The organism is Vibrio crassostreae (assembly GCF_024347415.1).
In the GTDB taxonomy this organism is placed as follows: domain Bacteria; phylum Pseudomonadota; class Gammaproteobacteria; order Enterobacterales; family Vibrionaceae; genus Vibrio; species Vibrio crassostreae.
Map to the genome: position 1 here is coordinate 1 of NZ_AP025478.1, position 14,431 is coordinate 14,431.

Sequence of the window (14,431 nt, forward strand, 5' to 3'; positions counted from 1 at the left end):
ATGAAAAACAAACTCTTATCGGTGATTAGTGATGGTCTGGTAATATCTGATACACATACTATCCAGCCCAATATATTAATCCGTACAGCCTTATTTACGCCAATTGCTAAGAACAGTAATAAAAGCGATGATCTTACTGTTGTAAAGCATAATGTAAGCGACGAGTTCAGAGATATATCCCTGTACAAACGTGAAGGATACGAATACGCATCTCTCAAAGGTGAAAGACTCAATGTACGAACAGACTTCAAAGTTTGGTGTGGGGTTGTCTTTGCTTTTTCAAAGTATGGTTATGATTCCGATAGGATAACAATGAAGCTCTCTGAATTTACAAAGTTTTGTGGATTCAGTACGCAGATGTTAAACACGAAGTTTCGTAAGCGTATCAAAGAGTCACTAGAGCGTATTCAGAGTCAAAAGATAAGTATGGCTACGAAAGATGGCTCTAAAGCGACATCAACCTCGTTGCTTAAGAAATTTGTTTATAATATGGATACCGATATTATCATCCTGGAAGGAGATCCTGATCTGTGGGAGCTGTATCGTATTGATCGTCAAATCTTAATTAGTATGCGCACCCTTTCGTCTATCCCAAGAGCTGAAACAGCCCAATGCTTATATTTGTTTTTTGCTTGCTTACCTGAAGACCCTTTCCCTGTATCTCTAAGTCGCATGAGAGATCGTCTTGCTTTGAATATGAGCAATAAGGAGGCTAATAGATCGATTAAATCGGCAATTAAGAGACTAGAATCAATTGGTTACTTACATGGGCAGGAAACGACGTGGCATGGTGAATGGGCTTATAAAATCACCAAGCGAAATAAAGCTTTACCCGAAATAAAGTAGCCAGCTTCCAATTGCCAATTACTATTGTGGTGTAACCATAACTGCACGTTTGGGATCGCTATGTCAGGTGTATCCATTACTGTAGTTTTGGGTTGGAAAATCGTGTAACGCATACTGTGTACAGGCAATCTTCTTAAATGGTGTATCCCAAACTGCTTCTTTCCGCTTTCATTCTTCTAAAGGTGTAGCCATTACTGTGTTTTCTGTCTATATATTGATAGAAAGGTGTAGCCTCAACTGTATTTAGTGCTATACAACTCATTGTTTCTACCTCTTGGTGTAGTGCAAACTGCATTTTATTTTTGTAGTGATTTACTTTTTAATTTTAGTTATTGAAATTATTTAGTTAAAATATCGCTGCCTTATTTGTGAATATAGCTATTACACTAGGCGTAACAAAGACTGCTATAGTTATTTACGCTTCAAAAAGCCATTTTAAGCACTACTTGGGTGTAGCGCAGACTGTTTCTAATTCTTAAGCCATTAAAAATAGTGGTGTAGCCTAACCTGCTAATGTTCATGCTTTCCTATCTGTAAGCCGCAGCTAAGCCTAAAAAATATTCAAGAAGCCTTATTCATATCAGATTAATATTTTGGCTCGTTGGAATGTAAAGGCAACGATGAAAGTTGGGTTATATCGATTACACCTACCGCTTTCTTTATTGATCAAAAATCTTTGTTGTGTCGATCGCTGGTAAACTTTTGGCAAAACTTACCAATGATTAAGCGAAAGTTTACCACCATTAGATCTAGGGCTTTTACGCACACCGGTTACACCGCATTTTGTGCTTTGCCTGTTTTCCCCTAACTTTTGCTTAGCGTAGGATAATTTACTAATTCCCTCTCTACCCCACCTCCAATGATCACGGGTATAGCAAAACTGGCTAAAAGAACAGATGAGAGCTAAAATGTCTTTACCAAGATTGTAGCGTGAAGCGCAACACGCTATAGTATCTACATGATAAAATCATTTAAGCATACAGGTCTGGAAAAGTTCTTTGTTAAAGGGACTGCTGCGGGTATCCAAGCCAAACATATCAAAAAGCTAAGGTTACAGTTAGCTGTAATCAATACCGCAATTGTTATCGCTGATATCAATAAACCTGGCTGGAGACTACATCAGCTAAACCCAAAGAAAGATGATGTTTGGGCTATTGATGTTAACGGCAACTGGCGCGTTACGTTTCAGTTTAGAAATGGAAACGCTTTTATACTCGACTATAGGGACTACCACTAATGATTATGCACAACCCTCCACATCCGGGTGAACTAATCCACGATGTGTACCTTGAACCGTTTAACCTTAGTTCTAGAGCCGTAGCCAAGAACTTGGGTGTAAGCCCATCTACTTTCAACCGCATCGTGAAAGGCCAAAGCTCTATCAGCCCTGAGATGGCACTAAAGCTACAGGTTGTACTGGGCGGAACTCCTGAGAGTTGGTTAGCGATGCAACACCAGTATGATTTATGGAAAGCAAAGCAGACTACTAACCTCAAGGCCGTTAAAACTATAGATTTTGACCAGTTAGCTTTGGCTTAGTCAGATTAGCAAAAGGCTCTGAGCTGCGCTAGAGAAGCTATTGCAGAGGCTCGTAGAGTCATAAACATTTGTTTAATCCTAACCATTCCCCCTAATGATCGCTCCAGTCAGACTGGACACTTAGCTAAGCGACATTTTGCTTTTCAAAGTTTTCTTTAACCAAGTTAAACCTCTTTCCATACTTTTGGTTATTCATTGCTGCAATGATTAATTTTTGAGTCTCTACTTAATTTTAGTGACTGTCCATGAAGGTGTAACTTTATGGACATTGCTCACAATCATCTAATAACTGTTCAGTTAGTCTTTATAATTTAAAGTGAACATGTACACTTGAGTATCAATATCTTTAAGTTCACTTTTAGGCCATTTTATGAAAATTGGTTATGCTCGTGTTAGCACCCAAGACCAAACGCTCGATGTTCAACTTGAACAGCTTAAACGTATTGGTTGTGACAAAATTTACCAAGAGCAAGCGAGCGGTAAATCCTCTGATAGAGAGCAGCTTAACCTGTTGCTGGATTTTGCAAGGGAGGGAGATGTTATTCATGTTACCAAAGTCGACCGCATTGCTCGAAATACCATTGATGCTTTGCAAATTGCCGATCAGCTAGCGCAAAAGAAAGCGGGTTTGGTGTTTCATGATTTGGGGGATTTAGATATCAATAGCGATGTAGGTAGAGTCATTTATACGACCATATCGGCGTTTGCTGAAATGGAAAGAAAACGAATATTACAGCGTTGTAATGAAGGCAGAGAGCGTGCTCGCTCTGAGGGGAGGCATCTTGGCCGATTTCCTAATAAGACGCTTCATACACGTATTCAAGAGCTTGCAGGCCAAGGAATGAACAAGCATGCGATCAGTAAAGAGTTAGAGTGCAGTAGGACTACGGTCTATAAGGTTCTAGGAAAAAATATCTCTCTTTAGAATCGCGAACAAAGCTGTTCTTTAAATGAGTAAAGAGCTGACTGACGTTGCTTCGCTCTGTCGGCTTCATACTGACTCTACATGCAAGCATATAGCAGCCAGCACGAACCTATCCCTTGATGAAATAAATAAATTTTCAGAATTTTAATTTAATTATTGTTGCAATGATTAAGAGGCAGAGAGAATGAAAAGAGCAAGAATGAGCCAGGTTCAAAAAGAGGTCTTAAGATGTTTGGCCAAGGCGTTCATCAAAGGAGTAAAAGAAGGTAAGTCAACCGTCATCAACCTGGCCGTCAATCAAGTGCTTGGGAGAGATATTCACCCGAACAACTTCCGAGTTTCATGTAAAGCTCTTGAAGAGTGTGGACTGGTTATGCGCAAAAAAGTGGATCTAGATTGGTACATCAATATAACGCCAGATGGGTTTGATAAGGCACTCACCTGGCTTGATTAAACGATGCTTATGAAACTCATTTTTGGACAATTCCGAGTTGCGTCTTTTGCTAATATAGCAAAGCATGAATTATTAAAAGTATGGAAAAAGTCGCTTACGTGAGTGTCCAGTATCACTGGAGCAGATCATTTGTTATATTTTTTTACCTGAGAACAATGCAACACACCCTATAACTTCCACTTTTACATCAGTAAAGTGTTCATTTAACGATGTCACCAATGAGTCTAAATCATCGTTGTTATTACTAAATATGCCTTTCTTATTGTAAACACCCATCAATTTTTTAGCGAAAAAGTTCAGTTTCGTACCCTTACCTAAAATTGTACTACCAAACAAAACCCCACCTTCGTTCATATGGCTTTTTAAATGCTTAAACATAATGCCTTTACCAATTAAATTTCCAGGCAAACAATGAAGCAAATAATTAACACTAATTGAGTCAAATTTTTCGATACTTAATTCAAGAGGCTCAAGTACATCCCCACAGTAAACTTCAGGTTGAAAATGACTAATTGCTTTTGAGGTTGTATCAAGACTATTTTCATTCAAATCTAGCAAAGCGATACGTTTTGTTGTTTGTGGTAGGTAATTCTTAAGGTAATAACCTGAGCCAACGCCAACATCTAAGTGATTAGATGAAACTAACATTGAAAATTGCTCACTAATAAGTCTAGTTGGGCATTTCCAAAAATAGTTATTTGATACTCCTAAAACCCAGAAATCGTATATTGATAGTACTTTCTTCGAGTAAACCGCTTGTCCAGCAATTGAGGCTTCTTGATTCATTTTAATTTCATATAGTTATAAATTATTAAAGTGCAATTTATACTAAAAAGTGAAGATTGCAAATCATACCAGAGATAAAAAATATAACCTTTTAATAACGTGCCAGCACACATTGCTTCCGATTCAAGGCACGTTATCAATCAAAAACTTCCCTTTAGTTCTCTACTATTCAATAGCCTAGAAATAGTTGAACAACATATTCGTGCGTAACTGTGATTGAAGTTCAGTCTGTTGTGGATTATAAAATTTAGCTACATTGTTGGATCTCTAGGCATGAGGAAAAGTAAGGCAAGTTGCAGGGTTTGAAACTGAGTTCAATCCCTCTCTGGCTCACAATGGGGCAGATCTGAGCTAGCTGGCACTTTTTAGAAAAGTGCCATGAGTAAAACTTCAGGTCTATCAAGCCTCTGGATAAAAGTTTGCCAGTGACTTCCCTAAATTAGCAATTCATGGATAACTAAAGGTATGGTAAAGCTAGTTGTGAAGAGCTAGTGCGATAAGTAAAATCGTACTAGCAAAAAGATTGGTTTATGTTTAGGTGCGTATTAAGTGCCAGTACGTTAAATTTCCGTGACGCGGTAACGGAAAGGCCGCCAAAGTGATCTAAATCTTCTTACTCAGCAAAGCCGAAACGCTTTACGACTACCATGGTAAAGTATTGTTAAGTAGGCAGATATTCCAGTTTTTTTGAATCATATCAATGAGAGAAGTATAGTTACATTAATGTAAAATTAAGCCAAGGAAAGTAAGCAATGAGTAACATTTATAGTTCGTTGACTAAAATTGGGACAGATAGGGAGACCATAAGACCTGTATATAAGCTGAATTGTAAGAAAGACAGTAGTACTCGATTGAGACTTAGAGCTGAAGGATTAGTAGAAAAAGATATTGTTCTAGAAGGTTGTGGTTCTAAAGTAAGAGCTTGGACTCCTGCCAACTAAATGGATGCAAGTATGAAAATAACAAAAATAATCAATAGCTTGGGTTTTATTTTTTTATTGGTTGGCTGCCAATCAACTTATACTTATCCCCCCCCCAACAGAAAGAAACATTAACTAACCCTCCTAATGAAGATACTAATATTGAAAAGTTTCTTGTTTTCGACAAGGTTAGCGTGCGTATTTTTAATAAGATTCCATCACTATATAAGATGAAAGGTGAGAAAGTCAGCTATTGGTCTGATAAATGGCTTGAGGTATTTCTTTATGAGAATGGTAGTTATTATTACGATACAGCTGGCTACTTTGAGATCGAAGGTAAACCACGCAAAATTGAAATAACCTCAAATAAAAAAATTTATTACGAAGAATCACTACAAAAATGGAATATTTCAACTTCTGATACAGAAGATATAGATCTTACAGTTAAGGTAAATAATAAACAGAAGGTACTAACCTCGAAGGTTGTCGAGCTTCCGTTCAAGAAAAAGGCGACACAAGGGGACTTGATTGAAATCTTAGGATTCCCTGATCGCAAAAAGACTTATCACGTTTCATGGCCATGCAGCAAAAAGTTAAATGGCATTTGGTATTCACCAGGGCCCTGTGCAGTAGGAACAATTGACCATTGGTTTTATGATGAATACCCACGATTGGTCATAGATGTGAGCTTTGGAGAGGTTAGAGAAATTCATACCATGCCGTATGGAGAAAGATTGACCAATCGTACCCCTCGCGGTTGCTAACCTGTGATAATCAATAGTGCAAATGTGATACTAATTATTTAATTTAAGAACTAAACGTTCGGTGTCGATTATGGGTCTAAATTATGTTGAGTGGTTCGCTGTGCTTAGCTGAATAAGAACGTGGGTGAGTAACATGCTCAATGAGGAGGTCAGCTTGTCTGGCCTTTTTGATGCCCGTTAGGAAAATCGTTGTTAGAAGTTAACCCGTAACATAATTTGCACAATGCGCACTTCAAGTAGCATTAAACACGTTGACAATGTAAAGAGAAACATACATTATTTGATAACAGTTGAAATGATTAGATGATTGTGGAGCTCAGCGCTAACTTTGCCCCACATAAGTTTTGGATGTTAACCTATCAAATGATTGATAAGCTCAAGAGCTTTACCTAGTAAATCTATGATAATTAACATTATTTCTAAGTATTTCATATTGTACCTTTTAGTTTAAAGCAACCCTATATAGTAGACGGCAATCTTGTTATAGGGTTAGTTTGGAAAAGCCACTTAATTGTGGCTTTTTGCGTTTCTACTTATAAAGTAGAATTCGTATCATTACATGCTTTTAAGCTACACGCAAACGTGACGCGTTGATTGATTTTTTGGTCTGAGACCAAGGACTTGAGTACTTCTCTCTATTAGGTGGTGGTTATTACAAATCAGACACCTGACCGCAAGTGATGACGAGCGGAACTAACGTAGGAGGAGGCTTGCTTGTCTGGCTTTTTTGATGCCCGTTAGGAAAATCGTTGTTAGACGCTAACCCGTAACATAATTTGCACAATACGCACTGGTTCAACTTGAAGCACTTGATTATTTAAACAGTAATCCATATATATAGTAATGGTTTAATTATAATTTAAGGAAATGATATGTTTAATTTAGGTGATTGTGTTCAGCTTGTTAGTGGTGGGCCAATAATGGCTGTATCTGACGTTGATGGTAATTCTATCGAATGTCAGTGGTTTGATCAGAAAGGAGAGCTTAAAGTTAGCGAGTTTATAGCTGAAACATTAGAAAAATATGTAGAAGCTGATCTATCACCTAGTCTAGCTTCTTATTAAGCATTTTAATTAGCTGGTCCGTTACGTATGAACTAGAAACCTGACTTTGACCAGTCAGGTTTTTTATTGCCTGTTTTCGTGTAATCCCCGACAGCAAGCGATCTAGAAAAGTACTGGCAGAGTAAGCCAAATTGCCTTGTTTCTCGTGTATATAGATCAGATGAGGGCTGGGTTGGTATAATTCAAACACAACCTCAGTCAGGTACCCCTGATATGCTTGATTTAGATGCATTCCTACTTTTGTTATCTCAAAATGACAATGACATACAAAGCTGGCTTAATCGACAGTCTACGCTTAGTTCCAAACTAGTTGGATTAAGTTGTAGCAGTGAAACATTAGAGTTACCTTGGTCATCAATATTAAACCATGCATCTTCAATGGTTCCAGCCTTAAAACAATAGTTCTCATCACCTAAATTATTGATTGTAATGAATATATTGGATAATAATGGCTTCCCTAAAGGGTATGAGGAAGTAGGTAATGAAAAAAACCGGTTCTGTCGCAAACTTTGAGCCTTTAAGTTAAGATTTGCTTGATTTCTATTCATGATACTGATTCTTAATGTTTAAAGGCTGCCACTTTCCCTCTGAAGTTATTCTCGAAACCGTACGTTATTATCTCGCATATAAACTCAGTTATCGTGAAATTGAAGAGATACAATTAGAGCGCGGAGTCGTTGTGGATCACGCTACTATTAATCGTTGGGTTATCAAATTTACACCAGTATTGGAACATAGAGCGAGGCGTAGAAAGAAGCCGGTGTCTGACTCGTGGCGTCTGGATGAAACCTACATCAAAGTAAAGGGTAAATGGGTCTACTATTACCGAGCCGTCGATAAATTTGGAAATGTGATTGATTATTATATTAACCCGAACCGTGATGAGGCTGCTGCTAAAGCCTTTTTGAATAAGGCCATTTCACAAAATGGTTTACCAAACAAAGTGGCGTTGTTGATCAAATCGGTTTAAAGACCAACGACGCCATATGTGACTCGCCGTTAGTTTCGAACAGGCATACCTAGTCCTATGACTTTGTTTATAGCTTTGACATTCGCCATGATTTCTCCCACTTGAGCGTTATAACATCTCAAGCTCAATTTACCGCTGGTTAGTCCTTTATATCGAGACATTGCGGTCTCAGATATTGAGCGATAGTGATAACCCGACTCAGATTTCCACTCCGCTATTGTTCCGTTTTTCAAAGCCTTTACTGCTTCATTTCTGGGATGCCCTTCTTCCCAAAGTGCCGCATTCTTTCGAGGCGGTATCAACGGAGTACTGCCCTTATTTTGCAGGGTCTCATAGCAACTTTTTGTGTCATACGCTCCATCGGCAGATACGGTATCTACCTTTCTACGTAAAGGGTTGAGTAATGTTGGCAGCACTTCGCTATCGCCAACACTTACAAGACTGACTTCTGCACTAATGGCCTCATGAGTTTCTACATCAACGGCTAAGTGCAGTTTGCGCCAAGTTCTGCGTTTTTCGGCGCCGTGCTTTTTCACCTTCCACTCACCTTCGCCAAAGACTTTGAGACCAGTCGAGTCAATAGCGATATGGCGAATAGCTCCTCTGGATTTGTTACGATATTTGACCTGAACTGTCTTCGAGCGTTTGCTGATACACGTGTAGTCAGGGGACGTCAGTGGAACCTCCAGTAGCTCAAAGATAGAGTCGATAAAACCTTGAAGAGCCCGCAATGGTAGAGAGAATATCCCCTTATCATCAATGCAGTTTCAATCGCTGTATCAGAGTACTGGAAGCCTCTACCACGCTTACCATGATGGGCTTTGCATCGCCATGCATCTACGGCTGAATCATCTATCCAGAACGTAACCGAGCCCCGTTTGCACAGAGCCTTATTGTACTCCGCCCAGTTAGTTATCTTCTTTTTTGCCTTACCCATGTCACCACCGCTCTAACCATCATAAAGGATCAGATCGCAAGACTCGAAAAAGGTTCAACTGATTTAGGCAACAACGCCAAACAAAGTCGTCCTAGATGGTAGTAAGAGTAACTACGCGGCCATTGATTCTATGAATGTTCAGCTTTGGTTGACGGGTTATTTTATGCTCTCACTGGTAGAGATTTTGGACATTAAATATCTGAACAATATCGTTGAGCAGAGCCACCGTTGGGTGAAGCAGAAAACACGTCAAGCACTAGGTTGGAAGTCAACGGAAGGAGCCTTGGCCAGTTTGCATGGGCGGGAAGTGTGGACGATGTTGAAACAAGCTCAGATAGATATTGTGGGCCAGACGGCCTTTGAGCGATTCTACGCACTCGCAGTATAATTGTATCTGTAGGGTGGGTCTGTCACGCCTCTAACTAGATTTGCGAAAAAACCAGAATTATGTGTCTATTCTTCAGGGTTAGTATCGATATATGACTACAACGTATTTTGGTGATTTCTCACCGTCCTCACCGGACGATGAGTGTACGGCGAAATTGCTAAATGTTTAGCTGAATATATCAATGTTGATGCTAATCATGAATGATTTTCCTGTCCAAGTTCGATTCAATGCCAGTAAAAGCAGTGATATGGCAATGTGTAAACAATATGAATAGTCTGGTAGCCGTGCTGGTACATTAAGAACTGATGTGCTTTATCAAATGGTACTCGCTATGGCATAGGCCAATTATAACAGTTCGATTAAGATCGATGAGTTGTAGAAAATCATTGAATTAGTTGATGGCTTATCGTCTCAGGATGAAAATAAAGAGCCAGTTTAAAAGGATATGGCTGACCTTGGGGAGATAGGAGAGTTAGTCTCTACCTAGAACAATTGAGCCTTGCCTTGGGCGTTCCCCTTCGGGCAAGGCTTTTCGCTTGTATCTTTCACCTATGGTCTAAGAGTGGCATCACCCTGATGAGTCACTGCGTGCCGCCCCAGAATGTGCCTCTCTACAGTCCCTATCTAAAAGGATATCGCTGCAATCCTGAACGCCAGCGCCTCGTCATTCTTCCTCGTTGCCGTTCGTCGTACCTTCTCACTCCTTTCACTGACATCCATTAAGTTCGAGTAAGGGCTTGTTGCCTTATGTGCCGGTTTTCCTTTCGACTCGCATCATTTGATGGGGCTCGCAGGCTGTTGACCCTCCTAAATCAGAACCTTCTCTGCAAGGGTAAATGAACGCTTCGCGCCCCTGCAGAGAAGAACCCTGTTTGAGGTAGGGACAGCCAAGCGGCTCCATAAAGTGATACTCAAACAGAAAGGAAACTCCTCATGGCACAACGACACTCAACCCCAACTCTCTCTAAACCGATGTTCAGCGACCAGCGTTTCGCCGCTGGGCACGAAAGCTCACCAAAAAATGATATCTCCTGTCGGGTCGTTGAACGTGCAGTTCGTTCGACTGTTTCAGCGACGGTTTCAAAAGGACTTATCTGGGTGAATTCAACGGACTTTAATTCGAGCGTTCGAGCGGTCAAAGTGCATGAGATTTTACTTAAGGAGTTTGGTTATACCGACTCTTTGATCTTGGAGGAAAGCCAGAAAGGAAAAGGGGTGAGCATTAGCGTATGTGACAGAGTGACGACGGTAAAACAGATGCGAGAAGATTACGCCTACGCGAAAAAAGAAGAGAGAAACGTTGAAACGACCGCTAAGCATCAAGAAATAGCGAAAGACCTTCTGACTAGCTTGTATGGCCAATAACATGGACTGAGCGCCGCCCCTCACGACTTTAAATATTAAAAGGGATCTATTATGTCTGTACTTGCTAACTACTCTAATCACAGCCTTTTCTCTGTAGAAGAAAAAGATATCTTGCACCATGCCGCGAGCATTTTAAAATCTAAGTTGTTTGTGTCAGAGCAGACGCCCCTCAATTCCCCTGAATTGGTGAAGTCATTTTGTCAGACTTCACTCGCCTCCAATGAAAGCGAAGTGTTTGGGGTGATTTTTCTTGATAGTCAGCATCGGGTTTTACGCACAAAAGAGATGTTTAACGGCACCATTGACGCCGCATCCGTTTACCCTCGTGAAGTGGTCAAAGAGTCACTGGCCACAAATGCAAGCGTGGTCATTTTTTATCATAACCATCCCAGCGGTGATGCCACACCCAGTCAAGCCGATCGACGTATTACTCGACGACTGACCGACGCGCTAGCCTTGGTTGATATTCGAGTACTCGATCACTTCGTGGTGTCTTTTGAAGATGTGGTGTCATTTGCGGAGCGTGGTTGGATATAACCATTAGTTAGTGGAAAATGTCTCTCATTCACGCCTATTCTGGCGTGAATGACTTCGGTAACGTAATGCAGTAAACTAAAGACAACTAAATAAGGTTTCTATTATGTCTGAATCAAGCAAAGTTACATTAAGCGTTGAAGAGCTGATCAACCTAACCGCTCATGCTGCCACTCAAGAGCAGTTAAATGATACGCGGAAAGAACTCGATCAGAAGATCGAAGCGGTTCGTCATGACCTTTCAGATAAAATTGAAGCGGTTCGTAATGAGCTGAAGTCTGAAATTCAGGGTGTTCGTAATGAGCTGAAATCTGATATCCAAGGGGTTCGTATTGAAGTGAGTTCCCTTAAAAACCTCATTATTGCAACAGCCTTCGCGATGATTGCGACGGTAGCCGGTGCCGCGTTTTGGGTTGGTAGTCATATCAACGTTTAATGTTCAAATAGGTTTTCTGAAATGCCTCTTATCCTAGAGGCATTTTTTTGTTCTCGTTATGTCCTCGATCGCTTCAACGCTCGCGCTAAAAGAATTTAAGCCAAAGGCTCGACCGCAAGCGGTCGTCAAACCGGCTCTCAGTACCACAGTGCGCCCATTTACTCGATGTTTGATTATATTGCTTTGTCATGGTGTCACTTTGTGGCTGATAGGCGCCTTTTTTATTATAACGGTTTAAGGCTGATTTGAAGCGTAGCGTCATGATAAAGGCTTGAGTTGTGCGTTACCCTTCGGGCAAGGCTCTCCGCTTGTATCTTTCATCTATGGCCTAAGCGTGGCATCACCCTGGTGAGTCACTGCGTGCCGCCCCAGAATGTGCCTCTCTACAGCCCCTATCTAAAAGGATATCGCTGCAATCCTGAACGCCTGCGCTACTGCGTAGCTGCGCCTCGTCGTGCCTCCTCGTTACCTTTCACTGATTTCAATTAAGTTCGAGTAAAGGCTTGCTGTCTTATGTGCCGATTTCCCTTTCGACTCGCATCATTTGATGGTGCTCGCAGGCTGTTAACCATCCTCAATCAGAACCTTCTCTGCAAGGGTAAATGAACGCTTCGCGCCCCTGCAGAGAAGAACCATGTTTGAGGTGTGGACAGCCAAGCGGCTCCATAAAAGTGATACTTAAACAGAAAGGAAACTCCTCATGGCACAACAACATACAACCCCAACTCTCTCTAAATCGAATTTCAGCGACCAGCGTTTCGCCGCTGGGCACGAAAGCTCACCAAAAAATGATATCTCTTTACTGCGTATTCCTCAGCGTACAGAGGGAGAAGAGCACGGCTTTTCTCTTACGCCGTGTAGCGATATTACCTTAGCTGAACTCAAAATCGCGGGATTTACTCTGCGTGATTCTAAGTTCTGCCCATCCACTCTGGCTGAGGTTGAGAAGAGTATCTTACATCACTTTAAAATAGGGGACTTAATTGACAATTTTATTGTGAAGGATGTATCAACCCCTTCGAGAGCCCTCTTTTCGTTCCACCGTTGCCCGTTTTAATTACTGGGATATTTTGTATTAACGTAAGGAGTAAGTCATGAAATATCTCTCTCACTATGTTCAAGACAAACAAACGCTAGCATTTAATGAAGCAGGGGCATTTTTTGCCTTTTCCACTAAACAGTTCGATGAAGCAAAAAAAGAGGGCGTGAAATATGCGTCGTTAGGTATGGGTTTAATTTGCCCTGTTGATAATGCAAAGCAATTAATGACCCGTTTAGATTCTATTGCTCAAGAAGGGATCGCCGAAGACATCGAAGAGAATGGTAAAAAAGCGATCATTCGCCGTGAGCTATTCAATCACGAGTGTTTTTATACCAATGACATTTGTGATTGTGTCGAAAGTCTCGAAGGGTATGGTATTTCTTACGATGAAGTGTATGAGGTGTTTAATCACATTCGTAAAACGGAAGACGTTTCTTAAACGCTAAAAGTAAAGCGCCTTGATATTTGCTGTATCAAATATCAAGGCAAATTCAATTTAAATACAGGGGTAAATAAAATGAACATTAAAAATCTTACATCAGGTAACGAAGAAATAAAAGAAAAAATTTATGTTTGTACGGCTGTGCCGTTTGATCTTGGCCAAGTCGTTTGTACACAAGGCATTGCTGAACTGCTAAATAACAATATTGGTGTGAATTTACCGATTTACTTACATCGTCACCAAAATGGTGATTGGGGAAATGTCTGTGTTGAAGATAAACTTACCAATGATGAAGCCACCAAGACAGGCGAGCGGGTTTTATCCAGTTACACCATTTGTAATGAACAAGTCTGGATAATTACCAAGCGTGATCGTAGTTGCACTACGATTTTGCTCCCGAATGAATATTGATGATGTCAATTCACGCGATATAATGGAGTTCCTTTGGACTCTATTTTTTAGTTTATGAAAAAATCAATCTTATTATTGTCGGTGTTTCCAAGTGTTGGGTATTCGTTTTGTTTTGATGAAGCAGGACAACATTATAATGTTGCTCCAGCTTTGCTGCGAGCGATAGCACAAGTTGAAAGCAGTCTTGATCCTAATGCTTATAACGAAAACAAAAATAAAAAAGGTCAAGTAACCAGTCGTGACTTTGGACTCATGCAAATTAACTCTATTTGGTTTCCTCGATTGGCTGAATTTAACGTCAATAAAGCCAATATTTACAAACCTTGTTTTAATGTTTCATTAGGTGCGTGGGTATTAAGTTCTAACTTTTCTAGTCATGGTTATAACTGGAACAGTGTCGGCGCGTATAATGCGGGTTTTTCCAAACGCACCGAGAACGCCAGAAAAATATACATCCAAAAAGTCCAATCGGTTTATTTTAATCCTAACGTTAAATAAAAGACCTTGCACCATAATGGTGCAAGGTCTTTAGCTTTTCCTCTCGCTTTCTTCCTTCAATTTCCAGATCCCCCGCATCCCTCGTTCGTCAGATTCATTCGCCACCTGGT

Annotated in this window: 15 protein-coding genes and 3 pseudogenes; 16 read left to right on the forward strand and 2 right to left on the reverse strand. The window is 40.4% G+C overall.

From position 1 onward, the window contains the following. The 5 genes from OC193_RS24335 to OC193_RS24355 all read left to right on the forward strand — a co-directional run bounded on the left by OC193_RS24335 (position 1) and on the right by OC193_RS24355 (position 3,764). Positions 1 to 846 (forward strand): RepB family plasmid replication initiator protein, encoded by an 846-nt coding sequence (locus OC193_RS24335; protein WP_048659318.1) that lies wholly within the window; start codon positions 1 to 3, stop codon positions 844 to 846. A gap of 958 nt (positions 847 to 1,804) precedes the next feature. Further along, positions 1,805 to 2,083 carry a type II toxin-antitoxin system RelE/ParE family toxin gene (locus OC193_RS24340; RefSeq protein ID WP_048659319.1) on the forward strand — a complete coding sequence of 93 codons (279 nt, stop codon included), beginning with the start codon at positions 1,805 to 1,807 and terminating at the stop codon, positions 2,081 to 2,083. Further along, on the forward strand, positions 2,083 to 2,385 hold the full coding sequence (locus OC193_RS24345; RefSeq protein WP_048659320.1) for a HigA family addiction module antitoxin: 303 nt from the start codon (positions 2,083 to 2,085) through the stop codon (positions 2,383 to 2,385). The genes OC193_RS24340 and OC193_RS24345 overlap by 1 nt, the downstream gene beginning before the upstream one ends. 370 nt (positions 2,386 to 2,755) lie before the next feature. After that, complete coding sequence (locus tag OC193_RS24350) at positions 2,756 to 3,310, forward strand: recombinase family protein (protein WP_048666176.1); 555 nt, start codon at positions 2,756 to 2,758, stop codon at positions 3,308 to 3,310. Between the two features lie 184 nt (positions 3,311 to 3,494). Beyond that, the gene (locus OC193_RS24355; RefSeq protein ID WP_048666177.1) at positions 3,495 to 3,764 is read left to right on the forward strand and encodes a hypothetical protein; all 270 of its coding nucleotides are present in this window, start codon (positions 3,495 to 3,497) and stop codon (positions 3,762 to 3,764) included. A 132-nt stretch (positions 3,765 to 3,896) separates the two neighbouring features. Here the strand turns inward: OC193_RS24355 and OC193_RS24360 are convergent, their stop codons facing one another. Beyond that, positions 3,897 to 4,550 carry a class I SAM-dependent methyltransferase gene (locus OC193_RS24360; RefSeq protein ID WP_048666178.1) on the reverse strand — a complete coding sequence of 218 codons (654 nt, stop codon included), beginning with the start codon at positions 4,548 to 4,550 and terminating at the stop codon, positions 3,897 to 3,899. A gap of 1,114 nt (positions 4,551 to 5,664) precedes the next feature. On the opposite strand from OC193_RS24360, the gene OC193_RS24365 reads away from it, so the two are divergent. The 3 genes and pseudogenes from OC193_RS24365 to OC193_RS24375 all read left to right on the forward strand — a co-directional run. Continuing rightward, on the forward strand, positions 5,665 to 6,234 hold the full coding sequence (locus tag OC193_RS24365) for a hypothetical protein (RefSeq protein ID WP_132957383.1): 570 nt from the start codon (positions 5,665 to 5,667) through the stop codon (positions 6,232 to 6,234). An 872-nt stretch (positions 6,235 to 7,106) separates the two neighbouring features. Beyond that, complete coding sequence (locus OC193_RS24370; RefSeq protein ID WP_048666181.1) at positions 7,107 to 7,298, forward strand: YodC family protein; 192 nt, start codon at positions 7,107 to 7,109, stop codon at positions 7,296 to 7,298. A gap of 562 nt (positions 7,299 to 7,860) precedes the next feature. Beyond that, positions 7,861 to 8,250: pseudogene (locus OC193_RS24375) on the forward strand (IS6 family transposase); the annotation flags it as partial. A 47-nt stretch (positions 8,251 to 8,297) separates the two neighbouring features. On the opposite strand, the pseudogene OC193_RS24380 reads toward OC193_RS24375, so the two are convergent. Next, a pseudogene (locus OC193_RS24380) lies at positions 8,298 to 9,205 on the reverse strand (IS5 family transposase). 76 nt (positions 9,206 to 9,281) lie between these two features. Between OC193_RS24380 and OC193_RS24385 the strand changes: the two are divergent. From OC193_RS24385 to OC193_RS24420, 8 genes and pseudogenes are all read left to right on the forward strand, one after another. Then, positions 9,282 to 9,593: pseudogene (locus OC193_RS24385) on the forward strand (IS6 family transposase); the annotation flags it as partial. A gap of 933 nt (positions 9,594 to 10,526) precedes the next feature. Then, positions 10,527 to 10,958: a hypothetical protein gene (locus OC193_RS24390; RefSeq protein ID WP_048666184.1), complete on the forward strand. Its 432-nt coding sequence runs from the start codon at positions 10,527 to 10,529 to the stop codon at positions 10,956 to 10,958. Between the two features lie 51 nt (positions 10,959 to 11,009). After that, positions 11,010 to 11,495 carry a RadC family protein gene (gene radC / locus OC193_RS24395; protein WP_048666185.1) on the forward strand — a complete coding sequence of 162 codons (486 nt, stop codon included), beginning with the start codon at positions 11,010 to 11,012 and terminating at the stop codon, positions 11,493 to 11,495. A gap of 103 nt (positions 11,496 to 11,598) precedes the next feature. Next, complete coding sequence (locus tag OC193_RS24400) at positions 11,599 to 11,928, forward strand: ATP synthase subunit B family protein (RefSeq protein ID WP_048666186.1); 330 nt, start codon at positions 11,599 to 11,601, stop codon at positions 11,926 to 11,928. 700 nt (positions 11,929 to 12,628) lie between these two features. Further along, positions 12,629 to 12,985, forward strand: coding sequence for a hypothetical protein (locus OC193_RS24405; RefSeq protein WP_048666187.1), 357 nt, complete (start codon positions 12,629 to 12,631; stop codon positions 12,983 to 12,985). A 37-nt stretch (positions 12,986 to 13,022) separates the two neighbouring features. Then, positions 13,023 to 13,409, forward strand: a complete 387-nt coding sequence (locus OC193_RS24410; protein ID WP_017100396.1) for a DUF7659 family protein — start codon at positions 13,023 to 13,025, stop codon at positions 13,407 to 13,409. 78 nt (positions 13,410 to 13,487) lie between these two features. Next, positions 13,488 to 13,823, forward strand: a complete 336-nt coding sequence (locus OC193_RS24415; protein ID WP_048666188.1) for a hypothetical protein — start codon at positions 13,488 to 13,490, stop codon at positions 13,821 to 13,823. A 54-nt stretch (positions 13,824 to 13,877) separates the two neighbouring features. Beyond that, entirely contained in the window at positions 13,878 to 14,321 is a 444-nt protein-coding gene (locus OC193_RS24420) for a lytic transglycosylase domain-containing protein (protein ID WP_048666189.1), read from the forward strand. Positions 14,322 to 14,431 lie beyond the last annotated feature (110 nt).